Source organism: Methylosinus sp. RM1 (assembly GCF_011378635.1).
GTDB classification, from domain to species: domain Bacteria; phylum Pseudomonadota; class Alphaproteobacteria; order Rhizobiales; family Beijerinckiaceae; genus Methylosinus; species Methylosinus sporium.
This window is the reverse complement of the sequence record NZ_WOVC01000003.1, coordinates 151,385-169,939: the sequence shown is the minus strand read 5'-3', so window position 1 is coordinate 169,939 and position 18,555 is coordinate 151,385. Positions and strand designations below refer to the sequence as shown.

At 67.3% G+C, this 18,555-nt stretch carries 16 protein-coding genes and 1 other RNA gene; 3 read left to right on the top strand and 14 right to left on the bottom strand.

Annotated elements, in window-relative coordinates; translation table 11 throughout:
• Window positions 1–52: 52 nt before the first annotated feature.
• The 12 genes from murB to rnpB form a co-directional block, all read right to left on the bottom strand.
• Complete coding sequence (gene murB, locus FMZ75_RS03140; RefSeq protein ID WP_166141272.1) at window positions 53–973, bottom strand: UDP-N-acetylmuramate dehydrogenase; 921 nt, start codon at window positions 971–973, stop codon at window positions 53–55.
• A gap of 73 nt (window positions 974–1,046) precedes the next feature.
• The gene (murC, locus tag FMZ75_RS03135; RefSeq protein WP_166141271.1) at window positions 1,047–2,450 is read right to left on the bottom strand and encodes a UDP-N-acetylmuramate--L-alanine ligase; all 1,404 of its coding nucleotides are present in this window, start codon (window positions 2,448–2,450) and stop codon (window positions 1,047–1,049) included.
• Entirely contained in the window at window positions 2,447–3,574 is a 1,128-nt protein-coding gene (gene murG, locus FMZ75_RS03130) for an undecaprenyldiphospho-muramoylpentapeptide beta-N-acetylglucosaminyltransferase (RefSeq protein WP_166141270.1), read from the bottom strand. The genes murC and murG overlap by 4 nt, the downstream gene beginning before the upstream one ends.
• Window positions 3,571–4,719: an FtsW/RodA/SpoVE family cell cycle protein gene (locus FMZ75_RS03125; RefSeq protein ID WP_166141269.1), complete on the bottom strand. Its 1,149-nt coding sequence runs from the start codon at window positions 4,717–4,719 to the stop codon at window positions 3,571–3,573. Before FMZ75_RS03125 ends, murG begins: the two co-directional genes overlap by 4 nt.
• On the bottom strand, window positions 4,716–6,140 hold the full coding sequence (murD, locus tag FMZ75_RS03120) for a UDP-N-acetylmuramoyl-L-alanine--D-glutamate ligase (protein WP_166141268.1): 1,425 nt from the start codon (window positions 6,138–6,140) through the stop codon (window positions 4,716–4,718). The genes FMZ75_RS03125 and murD overlap by 4 nt, the downstream gene beginning before the upstream one ends.
• A 4-nt stretch (window positions 6,141–6,144) precedes the next feature.
• The gene (gene mraY / locus FMZ75_RS03115; protein WP_166141267.1) at window positions 6,145–7,227 is read right to left on the bottom strand and encodes a phospho-N-acetylmuramoyl-pentapeptide-transferase; all 1,083 of its coding nucleotides are present in this window, start codon (window positions 7,225–7,227) and stop codon (window positions 6,145–6,147) included.
• Between the two features lie 12 nt (window positions 7,228–7,239).
• A complete protein-coding gene (locus FMZ75_RS03110) occupies window positions 7,240–8,658 on the bottom strand; it encodes a UDP-N-acetylmuramoylalanyl-D-glutamyl-2,6-diaminopimelate--D-alanyl-D-alanine ligase (protein ID WP_166141266.1) in 1,419 nt (472 codons plus the stop codon).
• Entirely contained in the window at window positions 8,655–10,106 is a 1,452-nt protein-coding gene (locus FMZ75_RS03105) for a UDP-N-acetylmuramoyl-L-alanyl-D-glutamate--2,6-diaminopimelate ligase (RefSeq protein WP_166141265.1), read from the bottom strand. The genes FMZ75_RS03110 and FMZ75_RS03105 overlap by 4 nt, the downstream gene beginning before the upstream one ends.
• A complete protein-coding gene (locus FMZ75_RS03100) occupies window positions 10,106–11,875 on the bottom strand; it encodes a penicillin-binding protein 2 (RefSeq protein ID WP_166141264.1) in 1,770 nt (589 codons plus the stop codon). Before FMZ75_RS03100 ends, FMZ75_RS03105 begins: the two co-directional genes overlap by 1 nt.
• The gene (locus FMZ75_RS03095) at window positions 11,872–12,258 is read right to left on the bottom strand and encodes a hypothetical protein (protein ID WP_142861951.1); all 387 of its coding nucleotides are present in this window, start codon (window positions 12,256–12,258) and stop codon (window positions 11,872–11,874) included. Before FMZ75_RS03095 ends, FMZ75_RS03100 begins: the two co-directional genes overlap by 4 nt.
• Entirely contained in the window at window positions 12,258–13,268 is a 1,011-nt protein-coding gene (gene rsmH / locus FMZ75_RS03090) for a 16S rRNA (cytosine(1402)-N(4))-methyltransferase RsmH (protein ID WP_108917767.1), read from the bottom strand. Before rsmH ends, FMZ75_RS03095 begins: the two co-directional genes overlap by 1 nt.
• Before the next feature lie 404 nt (window positions 13,269–13,672).
• Window positions 13,673–14,065, bottom strand: an RNA gene (rnpB, locus tag FMZ75_RS03085) — RNase P RNA component class A.
• Between the two features lie 338 nt (window positions 14,066–14,403).
• On the opposite strand from rnpB, the gene FMZ75_RS03080 reads away from it, so the two are divergent.
• Window positions 14,404–15,633 carry a beta-ketoacyl synthase gene (locus tag FMZ75_RS03080; RefSeq protein ID WP_142861952.1) on the top strand — a complete coding sequence of 410 codons (1,230 nt, stop codon included), beginning with the start codon at window positions 14,404–14,406 and terminating at the stop codon, window positions 15,631–15,633.
• 4 nt (window positions 15,634–15,637) lie between these two features.
• On the opposite strand, the gene FMZ75_RS03075 is transcribed toward FMZ75_RS03080, so the two are convergent.
• Window positions 15,638–16,561: an alpha/beta fold hydrolase gene (locus FMZ75_RS03075; protein WP_246728739.1), complete on the bottom strand. Its 924-nt coding sequence runs from the start codon at window positions 16,559–16,561 to the stop codon at window positions 15,638–15,640.
• 101 nt (window positions 16,562–16,662) lie between these two features.
• Here FMZ75_RS03075 and FMZ75_RS03070 point away from each other — a divergent pair, with 101 nt between their 5' ends.
• Window positions 16,663–17,562, top strand: a complete 900-nt coding sequence (locus FMZ75_RS03070; RefSeq protein ID WP_166141263.1) for a LysR family transcriptional regulator — start codon at window positions 16,663–16,665, stop codon at window positions 17,560–17,562.
• A 9-nt stretch (window positions 17,563–17,571) separates the two neighbouring features.
• Here the strand turns inward: FMZ75_RS03070 and FMZ75_RS03065 are convergent, their stop codons facing one another.
• A complete protein-coding gene (locus tag FMZ75_RS03065) occupies window positions 17,572–18,063 on the bottom strand; it encodes a hypothetical protein (RefSeq protein WP_246728738.1) in 492 nt (163 codons plus the stop codon).
• 82 nt (window positions 18,064–18,145) lie between these two features.
• On the opposite strand from FMZ75_RS03065, the gene FMZ75_RS03060 reads away from it, so the two are divergent.
• Window positions 18,146–18,544, top strand: a complete 399-nt coding sequence (locus tag FMZ75_RS03060; RefSeq protein WP_166141262.1) for a carboxymuconolactone decarboxylase family protein — start codon at window positions 18,146–18,148, stop codon at window positions 18,542–18,544.
• Window positions 18,545–18,555: the final 11 nt, after the last annotated feature.

Here is an 18,555-nt window from a genome sequence, read left to right as displayed (position 1 = left end):
GATCCGACCCTCCCCGTGAAGGGGAGGGTAGAGAGCGCCCGCCGCCGAGGACTCATGGGACGCCGATCCGCTTGATCTCCCAGCGCAGGAGAATGCCGCTCTTCTCTTGCACGCGCCGCCGCACTTCCTCGCCCAGCGCCTCGACGTCGGCGGCCGTCGCATGGCCGCGATTGACGAGGAAGTTGCAATGCATCTCGCTGACCTGCGCATCGCCGACGACGAGCCCGCGGCAACCGGCCTCGTCGATCAAAGCCCAAGCCTTATGCCCCGGCGGATTGGCGAAAGTGGAGCCGCCGGTCTTCTCGCGAATGGGCTGCGAGGCTTCGCGCGCCTGCGTGATGCGCTCCATCTCGGCGAGGATCGTCGCGGGATCGCCCTTGCGGCCCTGATACAGCGCCTGCGTGAAAATCACATCTTCCGGCGCGTCGCTATGGCGATAGGAGAGGCCGAGCTCGGCGTTCGTGTAGACGCGCACATTGCCGGAGCGATCGACGCCGCGCGCCTCGATCAGCGCATCTTTCGTCTCGCCGCCATGCGCGCCGGCGTTCATGCGCAGCGCGCCGCCGACGCCGCCGGGAATGCCGCGATAAAAGGCAAGACCGTCTATGCCGGCGTCCGCCGCCGCGCGCGCGAGCTTCACATCGGGAACCGCCGCGCCGACGCGAATGCGCTCGCCCTCTTCCACGGCGATGGCGCCGAAGCCCTTGGCCGTCAGCCGCACCACGACGCCGTCGACGCCGCCGTCGCGCACGATGAGATTGGAGCCGAGGCCGATGACCATGACCGGAATCTCACGCGGCAGACGCGCGAGAAAATAAGCGAGATCCTCCTCGTCCGCCGGAGAGAAGAGAAGCTGCGCCGGCCCGCCGACGCGAAACCAGGTGAGCGGCGCGAGCGGCTCATTGGCGGCGAGACGCCCGCGCAAATCGGGCATGAGCGCCACGATCTCGGCCGAGATATCTCGAAAACTCATCCCCGATCTCCGTGCGCATCCCTTCTCCCGCGCGCGGGAGAAGGGACGCGCGTTCTGCATGTCTGCGCGAATGTCACGGCGCGAGCTCCGCGAGCTGTCCCGGCAGCGCATAGGCCCATTTGGTAATGTCGCCGGCGCCGAGAAACACCACATAATCCCCGGGCGCTGCGATCTCGCGGATCAATCCGGGCAGCTCCTGCGGCGAAGCGAAAGCGCTCGCGCGCCGCCCCTGCGCCGCGGCGGCGCGCGCCAGCGCGGGGCCGTCGACGCCCTCTATCTTGCTCTCGCCGGCCGGATAGACATCGGCGATCAGCGCGACATCCGCATCCGTGAAACAGCTCGCGAATTGATCGAACAGAGATTGCAGCCGCGTGTAGCGATGCGGCTGCATGATGGCGATCACCTTGCCCTTGGTGGAGGCGCGCGCGGCGCGCAGCACGGCGGCGATCTCGACCGGATGATGGCCGTAATCGTCGAAGATCGAAACGCCCTTCCACTCGCCCGTCTTGGTGAAGCGCCGTTTAACGCCGGCGAAGCGCGCGAGCCCGTCGCGAATCTTGTCCGCGGGAACGCCGAGCCGATGCGCCACCGCAATGGCGGCCGTGGCGTTGAGCGCATTGTGCCGTCCCGCCGCCGGCAGCAGCAGATCATCGAGCCGCGTCTCTGCGCCCGTGTCGCGATCGCGCAGCAGAACGGAAAAGCGTCCGACGCCGCCGGAAAGATCGAGATCGAGCAGCCGCGCCTCGGCCTCCAGGCTCTCGCCATAGGAAATGACGCGGCGATCCTCGATCTGCGCAATGATCTCGCGCGCGGTCGGATGATCGAGACAGACGGCGGCGAAACCATAGAAGGGGAGATTTTCGATAAAGGCGCGAAAGCCCTTCTTCACGCCGTCGAAATCGCCGAAATGATCCAAATGCTCGGGATCGACATTGGTGACGATGGCGACTTCGGCGGGAAGCTTCAAGAATGTGCCGTCGCTCTCGTCCGCTTCCACCACCATCCATTCGCCGGCGCCCGGACGCGCATTCGTGCCGTAAGCGTTGATGACGCCGCCATTCACCACCGTCGGATCGAGACCGCCCGCGTCGAGCAGCGTCGCGACGAGCGAAGTGGTCGTCGTCTTGCCATGCGTGCCGGCGACGGCGACGCAACGCTTGTCGCGCATCAGCTCGGCGAGCATTTCCGCGCGCTTCACCACAGGCAGGCGCCGCGCGCGCGCCGCGACGAGCTCGGGATTGTCGCGCTTGATCGCGCTCGACACGACGACGACCGCGGCCTCGCCCAGCCATTGCGCGTCATGGCCGACATGCACGCGCGCGCCCTTGCCGGCGAGGCGTTGCAGATTGGCGCCGTCGGCGGCGTCCGTGCCCTGCACATCATAGCCCTGCGCGAGCAGAATCTCGGCGACGCCGGACATGCCGATCCCGCCTATGCCGACGAAATGAATGGGACCGAGACGGCGCGGCATTCTCATATAACGCTCCCTCGCGCCGGCGCGGCGCCGTGCTGCTCGCCCGCGACGGCGAGCACGAGATCGGCGAGCCGCTCGGCCGCATCCGTGACCCCGACGCTTTTGGCCGCCTGCGCGCGCCTTTGCAATTCCGCGCTGTCCGCAGCGAGCGCCGCGATGCGCGCGGCGAGCCATTGCGGCGTGAAATCGGCTTGGCGCGCCACTTCCGCCGCGCCGGATTTCGCCAGCACTTCGGCGTTCGCCGCCTGATCCTGATCCAGCGCATGGGGCAGCGGCACCAGAATGCTCGGCCGCCCGATCGCCGCCAGTTCGGTGACGGTGGAGGCGCCGGCGCGCGCGATCACGAGATGCGCATTGGCGATGCGCTCCGGCAGATCGGCGAAGAAGGGCGCGATCTGCGCGACGATTCCGGCGCGCGCATAGGCCATTGTGACGCGCGCGAGATCCTCCTCGCGCGCCTGCTGCGTCAGCTCTATGCGCTCGCGCAATTCCTTCGGCAGCGATTCGAGCGCCGCCGGAACGATGTCCGACATCACCCGCGCGCCCTGCGAGCCGCCGGTGACGAGCAGCCGCAATCCGCCGTCCTCGAAGCCCGGATAGGGGAGCCCCGCGGCGGCGAGCGCGGCGGGGCGCAGCGGATTGCCGGTGACGGCGATTTTTTCCGCGAGCGCATTCGAGACGCCGGAGAGCGGAAATCCCGACGCCACTTTATCGACGCGGCCGGCGAGGAAGGAATTGGCGCGGCCCATCACCGCATTGGCTTCATGCAGCACAGTCGGGATGCGCAGCAGCGAAGCCGCGAACAGCGGCGGCACGCTCGGATAGCCGCCGAAGCCGACGACGGCGAGCGGCCGTACGCGCAGCAGAAGACGCAGCGCCTGCGAGGCGCCGACGCCGAGCGTCGCAATGGCTTTCGCCTTGTCGATGACGGAGCCGCCGCGCGGCGTCGCGGAAGCGATGGCGTGCATCGCGCGCGCGGGAAATTCGCCGCCATAGCGCAGCGCGCGCTCGTCGGTGACGAGCTCCGCCGCAAAGCCGCGCGCGCGCAGCGCATGAGCCAGCGCTTCCGCCGGAAAGAGATGGCCGCCGGTGCCGCCGGCGGCGAGCAGAATGGGACGCTCGCTCATGCCCGCGCCCCCATGGCGCTCACCTCGACGATGGGCTCTATATGCGGGCGCCGGCGCGTCACCGCGAGCAGAAAGCCGAAGCCGAGCGCCAGCGAGATGAGCGAGGAGCCGCCGTAGGAAATGAACGGAAGCGTCATGCCCTTCGACGGCATCAGCTGGAGATTGACCGCCATATTGATGGCGGCCTGCAGGCCGAACAGCATCACGAGACCTGCGGTCGCGAAGGCGCAGAAGGCGTCCTCGTTGCGCGAGGCGGAATAGAGCCCACGCAGCACGATGAGGCCATAGATCGCCGCGACGCCCATGCAGACGAAGAGGCCGAACTCCTCGCCGATGACGGCGAAGATCGTGTCCGTATGCGCGTCGGGCAGAATGCGCTTCAGCGTGCCCTCGCCCGGACCTTTGCCGAACCAGGAGCCGCTGATGAAGCTGTAGAGCGCTGTGTCCGCCTGGAATGTGTCGGCGACGCCCTGCCCCGCCGCTTGCGGATCGAGAAAGCGCGTCACGCGCGCGTGAACATGCGGCAGGAATTTATAGGCCGCGACCGCGCCCACGACGCCCACGCCGCCGACGCCGAAAATCCAGAGCCAATGAATGCCGGCCATGAACAAGAGCCCCGCCCAGACGAGCGAGATCAGCAAGGTCTGACCGATATCGGGCTGCAGCACCAGCGGCGCGACAGTAGCGGGCAGCAGCGCAAGGGCGAGAAGGCTGCCGGGCACGTCCTTGCGCTTGGCGCCTTCCGAAAACGCCCAGGCGGCCATGATCACAAAGGCCGGCTTCAAGAATTCGGAGGGCTGAACGCCGAAGATCCAGCGCTTGGCGCCCTTCACTTCCTGGCCGAAGAACAGCGTGCCGACGACCAGCGCGAGCGACACGATCCACAAGACGACGGCGGCGCGCCGCACATGGCGCGGCGTGAGAAACGAGACGCCGAACATCACGATGATCGCGGGCGCGAGATACAGCACCTGCCGATGCACGAAATAGAAGGTGGAAAGATGCAGCCGCTCGGCCACCGGCGGGCTGCCGGCCATTGCGAAGACGAGGCCGCAGACGATGAGCAGCGCGACGCCGGCGATCAGCCAGCGATCGATCGTCCAGGCCCAATCGGAAAAAGTGGATCGCTCCGCGCGCGAGATCATGACGTTTCTCCGGCAATGGGCGCATGGACATAGAGCTCGCGCGCGATGAGCCGAAAAGCGTCGCCGCGCGCTTCGAAATTGGCGAATTGATCGTAAGAGGCGCAGGCCGGCGAGAGCAGCACGACCGGCTCGCGCGCATCGCTGAGAGCAGCGTCCTCGGCGGCGCGCGCAATGGCGACATCGAGCGTTCCGCAGTGCTCGTAAATCGCCGCGCCCTCCAGAGTGCGGGCGAAATCCTGCGCCGCCGCGCCGATGAGATAGGCTTTGCGAATGCGCGAGAAGAGCGGACGCAGAGGCTCTATGCCGCCTTCTTTCGCCTTGCCTCCGGCGATCCAGAAAATCTCGTCATAGGAGAGCAGCGCCTTCTCCGCGGCGTCGGCGTTGGTGGCTTTCGAGTCGTTGACGAAGATGATGCGGCCGCGCCGCCCCACCTCCTCCATGCGATGCGGCAGGCCGAGATAGGTGAGCAGGCCGCGCGCGATTTCTTCGCTGGAGAGTCCGCAATGCCAGGCGGCGGCGGCGGCGAAGGCGGCGTTTTGCGCATTATGCGCGCCGCGCAATGTGCGCGCGCCGTCGAGATCGCCGAGCGTCTCGGTCTCTTCGGGCGCATGGCCCGCCTCGCGATAGAGCGCCTTGCGACCCTCGATGAAGAATCCCCAATCGAGCGCGCGCGCCGCCGAGACGGGATAGACGCGCTGGCCCTCGCGGCGCCGCTCCATCAGCCGCGCGCCGATCGCGTGCGAGAAAGAATCGTCGACGCCGATCAGCGCGACATCGGCGCCGGCGACGAGACGCTCCTTCACCGCCGCGTAATTCTCCATCGTTCCGTGACGATCGATGTGATCTTGCGTCAGATTGATGAGAATGCCGATGGACGGCGCGAGCAAAGGCGTCAGATCGATCTGGAAGGACGAGCATTCGATGACGTGAATGCCGGCCTCGGAAGGCGGCTCGAGATCGAGGATCGGCGTGCCGATATTGCCGCCGAGCCGCACATCCTTGCCGGCGCTGCGAAGAATATGCGCGATCAGCGCCGTCGTCGTCGATTTGCCATTGGTGCCGGTGATGGCGATGAAGGTCGCGCCCGGCGCATGACGCGCGCGCTCGCGGCAAAAAATCTCTATGTCGCCGATCACCTCCACACCCGCTTCGCGCGCGCGCGCGACCGTCCAATGCGGCTGCGGATGCGTCAGCGGCACGCCGGGCGAAAGAATGAGCGCGGAGAATTCGCGCCAATCCGTGCGCGTCAGATCGACCAGCTCCAAGCCCTGCGCCTGCGCCTTGGCGCGGCCGGCCTCGCCATCGTCCCAGGCGGCGACGCTGGCGCCGCCCGCGAGAAGCGCGCGCGCCGTCGAGAGGCCGGAGCCGCCGAGCCCGAAGAGCGCGACCTTGCGCCCTGCGAATGTCGTCGCCGGAGTCATGCGCTCACCTCAGCTTCAGCGAGGACAGCCCGAGAAGGGCGAGCACGAAGGAGATGATCCAGAATCGAATGACGATCTGCGGCTCGGTCCAGCCCATCTGCTCGAAGTGGTGATGGATCGGCGCCATGCGGAACACGCGCTTTCCGGTGAGCTTGAAACTCGCCACCTGCACGATGACGGAGGCGCCTTCGAGCACGAAGAGGCCGCCGATGATGACGAGCACGAATTCCTGCTTGATGGCGACCGATATGGTTCCGAGCATTCCGCCGAGCGCGAGCGAGCCGGTGTCGCCCATGAAGATCTGCGCCGGCGGCGCGTTGAACCACAGAAAGCCGAGGCCGGAGCCGATCAGCGCCGCGCAGACGATCGTGAGCTCGCCGGTGCCGGCGACATGATTGACGCCGAGATAATCGGAGAAGATCGAATTGCCGACGAGATAGGCGATGATGGCGAAAGCCGCCGCCGCGATCATCGACGGCACGATGGCGAGTCCGTCGAGACCATCGGTGAGATTGACGCAATTGCCCGCCGCCACGATGACGAAGGCGCCGAAGGGAACGAACAGCCAGCCGAGCGAGAAGGCGTAGCCTTTGAGCAGCGGCAGCGCCAGCTTGGACATATTCTCGCCGCCGACTGTGGTGAGCGCATAGCAGGCGAGGCCGGCGACGGCGAATTCGAGCGCGAGACGCGCCTTGCCGGAAAAGCCTTTGTGCGACTGCTTCGTCACTTTCAGATAATCATCGTAGAAGCCGATCGCGCCGAAGGAGGCGGTGACGAGAATGACGATCCACACATAGGAATTCTTCAAATTCGCCCATAGCAATGTGGCGACGAGCAGCCCCGAGAGGATCATGAGCCCGCCCATGGTCGGCGTGCCCTTTTTGGTGAGGAGATGCGAGGCCGGCCCGTCCTCGCGAATGGGCTGGCCCTTGCCTTGCTTGATGCGCAGCGCATCGATGATGGAGGGGCCGAAGAAGAAGACGAAGAACAGCGCCGTCGCCGCCGCGCCGGCGGCGCGGAAGGTGATGTAGCGGAAGAGATTCAGCGGACCGAAGAGATGCGAGTAGTCCGCGAGCAGCGTCAGCATTCGTCTTTTCCTTTACGAGGCCGCTTCGGAGTCGGCCGGGAATTTCGTTCTGATCGCCTCGACGATGCGCGCCATGCGCGAGCCGTTCGAGCCCTTGATCATGACCACGTCGCCGGGCGCGAGGGCAAAGAGCACGGCCTCCTCGAGCTCGGCGGCGTTGGCGCGATGCGCGCCGCGCATATGCTCGGGCGCGGCGTAATAGAGCCGCGCCATCAGCGGGCCGGCGGTGAAGAGGAGATCGACGCCCGCCGCCTCGAGGTCCTTGGCGAGGCCGGCGTGCAATTCGGCGGCGCTCGGCCCGAGCTCGAGCATGTCGCCGAGCACGGCGATGCGCCGCCGCGCGCTTCTCTCGGCGCCGATCAGCTCGAAGGCCGCGCGCATGGACGTCGGATTGGCGTTGTAGCTCTCGTCGACGAGGGTGAGACGCCCGTCGCCGATCGCGAGCGTTTCGCGACGGCCACGCCCCTTGGGCGGCGCGAAATCGGCGAGCGTCTCCGCCGCCTGCTCCAGATCGATGTCGAAGACATGGGCGATGGTCAGCACGGCGAGCGAATTGACTGCAAAATGCTTGCCTGGCGCGCCGATGCGATAACGCAGGCGGCGGCCGAAAATCTCCGCCTCGGCGACATGTTCCTCGCCGTCATAGGAGAGCAGCCGCGCCTGCGCGGCCTCGCTCTCGCCGAAGGAGAAGACATGCGCGGCCTTGGAGGCGGCGGCGCCTTCGAGCAGCGCCTCATAGGTCTCGTCGTCGCGATTGATGATGGCGACGCCGCCGTCGACGAGGCCGGAGAAAATCTCCGCCTTGGCCGCGGCTATGGCGTCGAGCGACTCGAAATGTTCGAGATGCACGGGCGCGACGCGCGTCACCACGGCGACATGCGGCTCGACGAAACGCACGAGCGACGCGATCTCGCCCGCGTGATTCATGCCGATCTCGAAGAGGCCGAAACGCGCCGAGGCCGGCATTCGCGCGAGCGACAGCGGCACGCCCCATTGATTATTGTAGGAGGCGGCAGAGGCGTGCGTCTCGCCGAAATGCGAGAACATCGTCTTCGCCATGTCCTTGGTCGAGGTCTTGCCGACCGAGCCGGTGATCGCCGCGACATAGGCGCCGGAGCGCTCGCGCGCGCGGGCGCCGAGATATTCCAACGATTCCTGCACATCGCGCACGACATAGAGCGGCGAGAGATCGCGAAATTCTCCGGCGTGCGCGTCGTCGATCACCGCGCCCGCCGCGCCGCGCTCGAACGCCATGCGCACGAAATCATGACCGTCGCGCGCCTCGCCCTTTATGGCGAAAAAGAGATCGCCCGGCGCCAGCGTGCGCGTGTCGATGGAGACGCCGGTGACGTCGCGCGGCAGGCCGCCGCTGATGCGCGCGCGCAGCGCGCCGATCAGCCCGAGCCCGGTCCATAGCGCTTGCTGCTTCATTCGCTCTCACCCTGCAAGGCCGCCTCGACCGCCGCCCGGTCTGAGAATGGCAGGACCTGATCGCCGATGATCTGGCCGGTTTCATGGCCCTTTCCGGCGACCACCAGCGCATCGCCCGCGCGCAGCCAGGAGACCGCGGCGCGGATCGCCGCGGCGCGATCGCCGATCTCGTGCACCTGCGCCGCGCCGACGCCGCGCGCGGCCTCCAATATCGCCGCGCGGATCGAGGCCGGCTCCTCGCTGCGCGGATTGTCGTCGGTGACGACGACGACATCGGCCGCGCGCGCCGCGATCTCGCCCATCAAGGGACGCTTGCCTCTGTCGCGATCGCCGCCGGCGCCGAAAACGACGATGAGCCGTCCTTTCGCCAGCGGCCGCAGCGCGGCGAGAACCTTGTCCAGCGCGTCTGGCTTATGCGCATAATCGACGAAGACCGGAGCGCCCGCGCGCGCGCCGATGAATTCGAGCCGCCCCGGCGCGCCGCGCAATTTCTCCAGCGCCGCGAAAACCTGCGCCGGCTCCTCGCCGCAAGCGATGGCCATGCCGGCTGCGACCAGCGCATTGGAGATCTGAAACGCCCCGGAGAGCGGCAGAGCGACGGCGAAAGTCTCGTCGCCGCAGCGCAGCCGCAGCTGCGAGCCGAGCGCATCGGCCTTCGCCTCCAGCAGCGATATGGCGCGGCCCTTTTCGCCGACGTCGAAAATCGTCAGCCCGCGCTTCTCGCAAATCTCGATCACCCGCGCGGCGACGGAACTGTCGGCGTCGATCACCGCAGTCCGGCCGGGAGCCAGCAGCGTATCGAAGAGGCGCATCTTGGCGACGAAATATTCTTCGAGGTCGCGATGATGATCGAGATGATCGCGCGAGAAATTGGTGAAGGCGCCGACCGTCGGCCGCACGCCGTCGAGGCGGCGCTGGTCTATGCCGAGCGAGGAGGCCTCCATAGCGAGATGCGTCACGCCGCGCGCGGCGAGCGCATCGAGAGACTGATGCAGCGCCACCGGCCCCGGCGTCGTCAGCGAGCCGTAATGCGCGCCGCTTTTATCGACGATTCCGATCGTGCCGAGCGAGGCCGCGTCGCGGCCGAGCGTCAGCCAGATCTGGCGTAGGAAATCGACGACCGAGCTCTTGCCGCTGGTGCCCGTCACCGCCGCGACGATGTCCGGCTGGCGCGGAAAAAACCGCGCCGCCGCGCGCGCCAGCGCCGCGCGCACGTCGGCGACGACGACGAGCGGCAGCCCGACCTCGGCCGCGCGCGGCGCCACGATGACGCGCGCCCCGCGTGCGTGCGCATCGGCGGCGTAAGCGAGACCGTCGCCGGCATGGCCCGGCACGGCGAAGAAAGCATAGGCTTCGCGCACGTCGCGGCTGTCGGCGGTGACGCCGGCGATATCGAGATCGCCGCAGCCCGCCGCCGTCGCTTCGTCGAGAAGCTCGGAAAGTCGCATCAATGCCCTCCCCCGCCGGGAACGGCGGGATTATTGGCTATGCCGTAGCCGAGCTTGGCGAGCAGCGGGAAAGGCTGCGTCGGCAATTCGAAGCGCGGCGGCAGGCCGAGAAGCGGACCGACGCGCTCGATGATCTGCCCCGTCACCTGGCCCGAATTATAGGCGGCCGTGGCGTAGCCTCCGGTCTCCGGCAGGCCCTGCGGCTCGTCCATTATGGTGAGGAACAGATACTTCGGTTTGTCCGCCGGCGCCACCGCCATGAAAGTGGTGAAGAGACGGGTCTTGGAATAATGGCCGCCGATCACCTTCTCCGCCGTGCCGGTCTTGCCGCCGACGAAATAGCCGTTGATGTTGACCTTCTTGGCGGAGCCGATCTCGGCGTTGAGCCGCATGAGATAGCGCATCGACTCGCTGGTCTCGGGCTTGATCACCTGCACGGCGCTCTTGCGCGCCTCTTCTTCGCTGCGCTTCAGAAAAGTCGGCGCCATCAGATAGCCGCCGTTCATCAGCGCGGAGACGGCCATCATCGCCTGCAGCGGCGCGACGGCGAGACCATGGCCGAAGGCGATGGTCATGGTGTTCAGCTCGCCCCAATTCTTCGGGACGATCGGCTCGGCGCTCTCGGGCAATTCGGTGCGCATTCGCGTCAGTTGGCCCATCTTGCGCAAAAACGCCTTGTGCCGCTCGACGCCCTGGCCGAGCGCCATGCGCGCCGTGCCGATGTTGGAGGAATGCGTGAACACTTCCGGCAGCGTGAGCACGCGGTTGGTCGCGTGATAATCATGGATGCGGAAATGGCCGAAATTGAGCGTGCCGCGCGCGTCGAGGCGCGAGTTGAGATTGACCTTGCCGGAGTCGAGCGCCATTGCGATGGTCAGCGCCTTGAAGGTGGAGCCCATCTCATAGACGCCGACATTCATTCGATTGATATAGGCCAGATCGCGCATGTCCGGCGGCTTGTTGGGATCGTAATCGGGCAGCGAGGCGAGCGCGATCACCTCGCCCGTGTCGACGTCCATGATCGCCGCGGCGCCGGCCTTGGCCTTGAAATGCGCGACGCCTTTTTCCAGCTCGTCGCGCACCGCATGAGTCGCCTTTATGTCGATCGAGAGCGAGATGGGCTTCAGATCCTCGGGCGTCAGGCTGAAGCCGGCGTCATGCAGATCGGCGAGGCCCTGCCCGTCGATATATTTCTCGATCCCGGCGATGCCGCCATTGTCGATATTGACATAGCCGAGCACATGCGCGCCCGCCGGCCCGTTGGGATAGACGCGCTTGTTCTCCGGCGCGAGGCCGACGCCAGGCAGGCCGAGGTGAAACACCTCGTCGCGCTGCTTGGGCGTCACCGAGCGCTTCACCCACACGAAGCCCTTCTTCGAGGCGAGCTTGTCGCGCAGATCGCGGGCGTCGACATTGGGCAGAACCGCCGTGAGCAATTCCGTCGCCTCGTCCTTGTCGATGAGACGGCGCGGCTCGGCGAAAACGGAGACGGTCTTCACATCCGTCGCGAGAATTTCGCCATTGCGGTCGAGCACGTCGGGACGCGAGGCGGCGATGGTCTCGCCGGAGGCGCGGCGCATCGTCGTCGGATCGGGCTTGAAGCCGATGATGACGAGCCGCGCGCCGATGCCGACATAGAGGCAGACGAATCCGGCCGCGACCATGCGCATACGCGCGCTGGTCTTGCCGAGCGAGGTGGAGAACAGCCCGTCGAGCCGGCGGCGCAGGCCGTTCGTCGCGCCGTTCGTCGCAGTGTCGGGGGCGGTCATCGCGGCTTTCCTTTCGGCGTCGTCGGCGCTCCGCTCGCGGCCGGCGTCGTCGCCGCGCCGCCGAGGCCGAGCGCGTCCAGCTTGCGGCCGATCGAGTCGATGCGCTCGGGCTTTTCCGGCAGCGACTGCGCCGTCGCGATCTGCGTCACGGCGAGCGGCTTCAAATCGAGATATTTGTCGGCGAGATCCTGCACGCGCTCGGGTCGCGTCAAAAAGGCCCATTCGGCGCGCAGCACGGCGATGCCGTCGCGCTCGCTCTTGGCCTCGCGCTTCATCTTGCTGATCTGCTCGGCGCGCAGCATGGTCTGATATTTGATCGAATAGGCGTAGAAGCCCGATCCGATCAGCGCGAGAATGGCGACGACATTGAGAAAGCGCAGCATCAGCGTCTCCCTTTGACGCGTTCCGGCAGGCGCGCGAGACGCGCCAGCGCTTCGTCCATGGCGCGCGCCGGCGCCTCCGTGCGCGTCGCATAGCGCAGCTTGGCGGAGCGCGCGCGCGGATTTGCGGCGATTTCGCGGTCCGAAGGCGTCACCGGCTGGCGCCCTTCGCTGACGAAAGTCGGCGGCGGCGGAATCGGCTCGCCCGGCAGGCGGCGCGAGCGCGTCTCGCCGCGACCCGAGCGCTCGGCCAGGAATTGCTTCACGATGCGGTCTTCCAGCGAATGAAACGTCACCACGGCGAGCCGCCCGCCGGCTTTCAGCGCGCGCTCGGCGGCGCCCAGCGCCGCGACCAATTGGCCGAGCTCGTCATTGACGGCGATGCGCAGCGCCTGAAAGCTCTTCGTCGCCGGATGAATGTCGCCCGGCTTTCCGGGCGCGGCGCGCTCGATGATCTGCGCCAGCGCGCGCGTCGTCTCTATGCGGCCGGCCTCGCGCGCCTTCACGATGGCGCGGGCGATGCGGCGCGAGGCGCGCTCCTCGCCGTAATGATACAGAATATCGGCGAGCGCCTCTTCCTCGGCATCCGCGATAATGTCGGCGGCGCTCGGCCCGCGCCCCTCCATGCGCATGTCGAGCGGCCCGTCGTTGCGGAAGGAGAAGCCGCGCGCCGCCTCGTCGAATTGCATGGAGGAGACGCCAATATCGGCGACGACGCCGTCGAGCGGCGTGAGCTCCATGCGCTCGGCCACCTCGGCCAGCTCGGAAAAGCGCGCCTCGACCAGCGTCAGCCGCCCGCCCGCCGCCTCCACCAGAGCGTAGCCGGCGCGTATGGCGCTCGGATCGCGGTCCAGCGCCAGCACACGCGTCCCTTCACGCGCCAGCAAGGCGCGCGTGTAGCCGCCGGCGCCGAAAGTGGCGTCGAGATAGACTCCGCCCGCGCAGGGCGCGAGGGCGGCGACCGCCTCCTCGAGCAGCACGGGAACATGCCGCTCGGCGCCGCTCGTCGTCATCTCGCCTCCGATTCGAAATTTGCGTCGCATGGCCGCGCAGCGCCCGCCGGACGCGCCCGCCGCAGCCGATATTTGGCGTCGTCGCGGCCGTCCGCCGAGCCCCCGCGCGCGCGAGAAATCGCCGGCGCGCGCGAGGCGCGGGCGCGCCTTGTCCCCGAAAGACGTGTCATCGCTCTGAACAACAACGCATATCATGAAGAACCACGGGCGACGGAGCGGCGCGGGCGGCGCGGCGCTGGCGATTATTAGCCGTCGTCAGGGTTAAGGGAGCGTTGACGCGGGCGCGGGCCGCGCATCGCGCGTTAGGCAAGGCGGAGGCGGAGGCGGAGGCGGAGGTGATGAATAATGCATCCGAGCGGGGGATAGACGACCCGCTCCCTACTCCCTACCCCTCACGCGATAAAATCGCCAGTCGGCCTATAAGCCGGGTTCTGTATGGCGCGGCTTGGTTTCCCCGCCCACGCGCGATGGCCATTCCTCTGGGACGACGCTTGCGCGCCACCTCTAGCGACCAACCCGGGCGACGGCCCGGAGACGGGCCGGGAAATATCGCTATTTCCAGTCGCCCCTATTCGGTCTTGCTCCCGGCGGGGCTTGCCATGCCTCGGACGTCGCCGCCCGAGCGGTGCGCTCTTACCGCACCCTTTCACCCTTGCCGCGGGCCCGAGGGTCGCGGCGGTTTGCTTTCTGTGGCGCTTTCCCTGGGGTCGCCCCCGCCGGACATTATCCGGCGCCGTGTCTCCGTGGAGCCCGGACTTTCCTCTATCCCGAAGGACAGCGGCCATCCAGCCGACTGGCTGATGAGGGAATAGGTAGCCGAAGGGGGAAGGTCAAGACGGCCGCCGCCGCACGAGAAGGATACTCGATAGACCACTACGCGGGAGAGTGTGAGCCCCTTCGGGGTCTCGATTTCGAATGACGCAGGCGGGCCGAGGAGCGTAGACATACGTAACGCAGCGAAAAAGTTCCTGCAAATCTATCACTTACGCGCCTGTGCGACGCCGCGCCGCGCGCCTTTGCGGGGAAAATGCCGGCCTCCGGCTTGCGCCCGAGGCGACGGTGACGGCAAAAAGAGCTATCGTCCGAGCTGTCGGATAACAGGCCGGGCGCGGCCGCAGCGGAGCGACTATCCACATTGGCCACAGCGGTGAGACAGGATGTGAGACGCGTCGTCGTCTCGGGCATGGGCGCAGTTTCGGCCGCCGGCGTCGGCGCGCAGCCGCTCTGGGAAGCGGCCCGCGACGGCCAATGCCAGGTCCGTCCTCTGAAGCTCGAGCGCCCCTATGGCGGGCGCATCAAAATCGCCGCGCAAGCAATAGATTTCGACCCGCTCGCCCATCTCGAGCCCGAGATCCTGCCCTATTGCGACCCCTTCACCCAATATGCCATCGTCGCCGCCGACGAGGCCATGGCTCAGGCGGGCTTCGGCCGCAAGGATATCGCCGGGCCGCGCACGGCGGTCGTCATCGGCTCCGGCATCGGCGGCTCCAAGACGATCGATGACGAGGCCCATAAGGAATACAACTCCCGCGAGCGCGCCGATCCGCTGACCGTGCCGCGCCTCATTCCGAGCGCCGCGCCGACCATGCTCGGAATGCGCTATTCCTGCAATGGGCCCACTTTCGCCATCGCCAGCGCCTGCTCCTCGGCGAGCCAGGCGATCGGCGTCGGCCTCGAGATGATCCGCTGCGGCGCGGCCGATCGCGCCATCGTCGGCGGGGCGGAGGCGGCCGTCATCAATGGCTCGCTGCGCTCCTGGGAGGCGCTGCGCGTGCTGACGCCGGATTTCTGTCGCCCCTTCTCGGCCGGCCGCAACGGCATCGTGCTCGGCGAAGGCGCGGGAATTTTCGTGCTGGAGACCGAGGAGCTCGCCCAGGCGCGCGGTCACGCGCCTTTGTGCGAGCTCGCCGGCTATGGCACGTCGAGCGACGCTTTCGATCCGCTGCGGCCCAATGTCGAGGGCCCCTCCGCCGCCATGCGGCAGGCGCTGGAGAGCGCCGGCCTCTCGCCCGACGACATCGACTATCTCAACGCCCATGGCACCGGCACCTACGCCAATGACATCACCGAGTCGGAGGCCATTCTGCGCGTCTTCGGCGAGCGCGGCGGGCGTCTGCCGGTCTCCTCGACCAAGCCGATCCACGGCCATGCGCTGGGCTCCTCCGGCGCGCTCGAGCTCGTCATCACGATAAACGCGCTGCGCGCCCAGCTCGCCCCGCCGACGATCCATTTCAAGGGCCCGGACCCCAAATGTCCGATCGACCCGGTGCCGCACGAGGCTCGCCGCGTCGCGATCCGCGCGGCCATGTCCAATTCCTTCGCCTTCGGCGGCATCAACGCCGTGCTGGTGGTGCGCCAGGCCTGACGCGTCACGCGCCGAGAAACCGCTCCAGCTCGCGCCAAAAAACCTCCGGCGCCTCGTCGGCGACGAAATGGCCGCTCTCCTCCACGATGATCGTGGAGAGCGCGCGCGCCTTCGGCCGCAGCGCCTCGGCGAGCCGCTCGCCGACGCCATGACGGCCGGCGATCGCCAGAACCGGCATATCGAGCCGGCGATCGGCCAGCGCGGCGACCGATCGCGCATCCTCCGGCAGCGCGCGATAATATTCGAAGCCCGCGGTCATGCCGCCCGGCGTCGCATAATGACGCGCGAATTCGTCGATCGCCGCCGCGCTCACCGCATCCTCGCGAAACGACCACGCCCGGATCTGCGCGGCGATATAATCGCGCTCGCGCCCTTTGGTCAGCAGTTCGGGAATCTCGCGCGCCATGTGAAATCCGTAATGCCAGGCGCCGCCGCGCCGGGCGTCCATATTCTCGGTCCCTGGAACGAGGCAATCGACCAGGACGAGCCGAGCCACTTTCTCGGGATGCAGCAGCGCCAGCATGAAGGCCGCCTTGCCGCCCATGTCATGGCCGACCACATACGCCCGCCCGCCCGCGGCGCGATCGATGAGCGCGGCGATATCCTCGGCAATTCGACGCTTGTCATAGCCGGAAGGCGGACGGTCCGATAATCCGACGCCGCGCAGATCGGGCGCGATGACGGTGAAGCGGCGCGCCAGCCGCTCCATCGTCGCGGCCCAGGCGAACCATGTTTGCGGCCATCCATGCAGCAGCACGACCGCAGGCCCGGCGCCGAGCGTGACGAAATGCAGCCGCAGCCCGTCGACCTCGAGGAAGCGGCTCTCCGCGCCCGCCGGTGGCAGCCCCGCCGCGCGCGCGCGCGCCGAAATCCCCTGCGTCGCGGCCGCTCCGGCGGCGGCCAGAAATGCACGCCTGTCGATCGTCATCCTCACCTCCCGAGCCGAAACCATCGCTCGGGAGAGTTGCCGATCGGCCGCCATGCGGCTATCGACTGGGATGACAAGCTTATCATAACCAATGGTTATAGATGGACCTCGCCGCCGCGCTTCGCGCCTTCCTCCGCATCGTCGAGCGCGGCTCGATGACGGCGGCGGCCGCCGATCTCGGCGTCTCACAACCGGCCGTCAGCAAGCTGCTGCGCAATCTCGAGGCGCATGTCGGCGCGCGCCTCCTGGAACGCGGCCCACGCGCGCTGCGCCCCACGGCGCGCGGCCTCGCGCTCTATGAGGCCGCCGGCGGCCCGCTCGCAGCCATAGACGCGGCGCTCGAGAACCTGCGCGGCGAAGGCGCCGAGATCGCCGGCGAATTGCGCCTGCACGGGCCGAGCTGCATCGGCGAAGTCCATTTGCGCCGCATAGTGACCGCGTTTCAGGACGCGCATCCTCACGTCTGCGTGTCTCTTTCGCTCGAAAATCGCGCCGTCGACCTCATTTTCGAGAATATAGACGTCGCGCTGCGCATGGGCCGGCCGAGCGAGCATTCGCTCATCCAAAAGCGCATCGGCTTCAGCCGGCGCATTCTCGTCGCTTCGCCCTCTTACCTGTCGCGCAGCGCGCCTCTGCGCGATGTCGCCGATCTTTCCGCGCATGACTTTCTCGTCACCGACGCCTCGCTGCGCAATGGCGCGCTGCGCCTGCGCAAGGGCGAGACGGCCGAAGATATTCCGGCGCGGCCCAAGCTCGTCACCAATAGCGCGCAGGTTCTCGTCTCGGCGCTGCGAGAAGGACGCGGAATCGCCACGGCGCAATTGCTGCTCGTCGCCGAGGAGCTGCGCAGCGGCGCCCTGGTGCGCGTGCTGCCCGATCACGAGATCGAGCCGAGCGAATTCTTCCTCGTCTATCCTTCGGCGCGTTTTCTACGCCCCGTCGTGCGCGCCTTCGTCGATTTCGCCGCCCCCGCGCTGCGCCGCGTCGAGGGGATTTTCTGATTCGCCCTCTCACTTCTTCCCGCAGGCGTCGATGAACTTGCCGATCTTCGCCCCCGCGCCTTTCAGCGGCGCGGATTGCTTCGAGCCGCCGACCGTCACGACGAGCGTCTCGCCGCGCGCCATGGCGGCGAAGATCGGATCGTCGGCGGCGATCCGCCCCTCGAAGCTCGGAACGCCCGCCTCCTCATTCGGCGCGAGCTTTCCGGCGATCTTCATCTGCGTCTCGCCCGCGGCGAAAATCGCCGTCGCGGCCTTGCCGGCCTTCTGCTTGCCGTCGGTTTCCGAAATAAAGACCGTCACCGCGCCGCTATGCGCTGCGCAGTGAAAGCCGCCGAGCGAATCGTCGGTTTCGGGAACGCCATAGCCGAGATAGGCCATCGGCGGCTCACCTGCGTCGAATCTGTAGTCCCACACGCGCCCCTGCGCCGCAGCCGGCGACGCCGCGCCCGAGAGAGCGGCGAAGAGCGCGGCCGTCCTTGCCCGAAGCATTGCGCCGATCATCTCTCTCTCCTTTTTGAGCCATGCGGAAAGCGCGCGCGATCTATGATAGGCTGAGCGCAACCAAAAGAGAAAGCGACACGCCATGGCCACTGTGACATTGCTCGCCGACGACGAGCTCTCCGACGAAGCCCGCGCGGTCTTCGACGACATACGCGCGACGCGCAAAAGCGATTTCGTCAATAATTTCTGGCGCGCCCTCGCGCATGATCCGGTCACGCTGAAGCGCACATGGGAGAGCATAAAGGCGGTGATGGGCCCCGGCGCGCTCGACCCCAAAATGAAGGAAATGCTCTATATCGCCGTCTCCATCGCGCATGGCTGCTCTTACTGCATCCACTCCCACACGGCGAGCGCCCGCGCCAAGGGCATGAGCGAGGCGGAGTTCCACGAGCTTCTCGCCATCGTCGGCATGGCCTCGGAGACGAACCGCCTCGTCACCGCGCTCGGCGTCGAGGTGGATGCGGAATATGAGGTGAAGTGAAGGCGAGAGCC

Coding starts and splice junctions, on each gene's coding strand:
- murB (WP_166141272.1), bottom strand. CDS start 973: ATGAGTTTTCGAGATATCTCGGCCGAGATCGTGGCGCTCATGCCCGAT.
- murC (WP_166141271.1), bottom strand. CDS start 2,450: ATGAGAATGCCGCGCCGTCTCGGTCCCATTCATTTCGTCGGCATAGGC.
- murG (WP_166141270.1), bottom strand. CDS start 3,574: ATGAGCGAGCGTCCCATTCTGCTCGCCGCCGGCGGCACCGGCGGCCAT.
- FMZ75_RS03125 (WP_166141269.1), bottom strand. CDS start 4,719: ATGATCTCGCGCGCGGAGCGATCCACTTTTTCCGATTGGGCCTGGACG.
- murD (WP_166141268.1), bottom strand. CDS start 6,140: ATGACTCCGGCGACGACATTCGCAGGGCGCAAGGTCGCGCTCTTCGGG.
- mraY (WP_166141267.1), bottom strand. CDS start 7,227: ATGCTGACGCTGCTCGCGGACTACTCGCATCTCTTCGGTCCGCTGAAT.
- FMZ75_RS03110 (WP_166141266.1), bottom strand. CDS start 8,658: ATGAAGCAGCAAGCGCTATGGACCGGGCTCGGGCTGATCGGCGCGCTG.
- FMZ75_RS03105 (WP_166141265.1), bottom strand. CDS start 10,106: ATGCGACTTTCCGAGCTTCTCGACGAAGCGACGGCGGCGGGCTGCGGC.
- FMZ75_RS03100 (WP_166141264.1), bottom strand. CDS start 11,875: ATGACCGCCCCCGACACTGCGACGAACGGCGCGACGAACGGCCTGCGC.
- FMZ75_RS03095 (WP_142861951.1), bottom strand. CDS start 12,258: ATGCTGCGCTTTCTCAATGTCGTCGCCATTCTCGCGCTGATCGGATCG.
- rsmH (WP_108917767.1), bottom strand. CDS start 13,268: ATGACGACGAGCGGCGCCGAGCGGCATGTTCCCGTGCTGCTCGAGGAG.
- FMZ75_RS03075 (WP_246728739.1), bottom strand. CDS start 16,561: ATGACGATCGACAGGCGTGCATTTCTGGCCGCCGCCGGAGCGGCCGCG.
- FMZ75_RS03070 (WP_166141263.1), top strand. CDS start 16,663: ATGGACCTCGCCGCCGCGCTTCGCGCCTTCCTCCGCATCGTCGAGCGC.
- FMZ75_RS03065 (WP_246728738.1), bottom strand. CDS start 18,063: ATGATCGGCGCAATGCTTCGGGCAAGGACGGCCGCGCTCTTCGCCGCT.
- FMZ75_RS03060 (WP_166141262.1), top strand. CDS start 18,146: ATGGCCACTGTGACATTGCTCGCCGACGACGAGCTCTCCGACGAAGCC.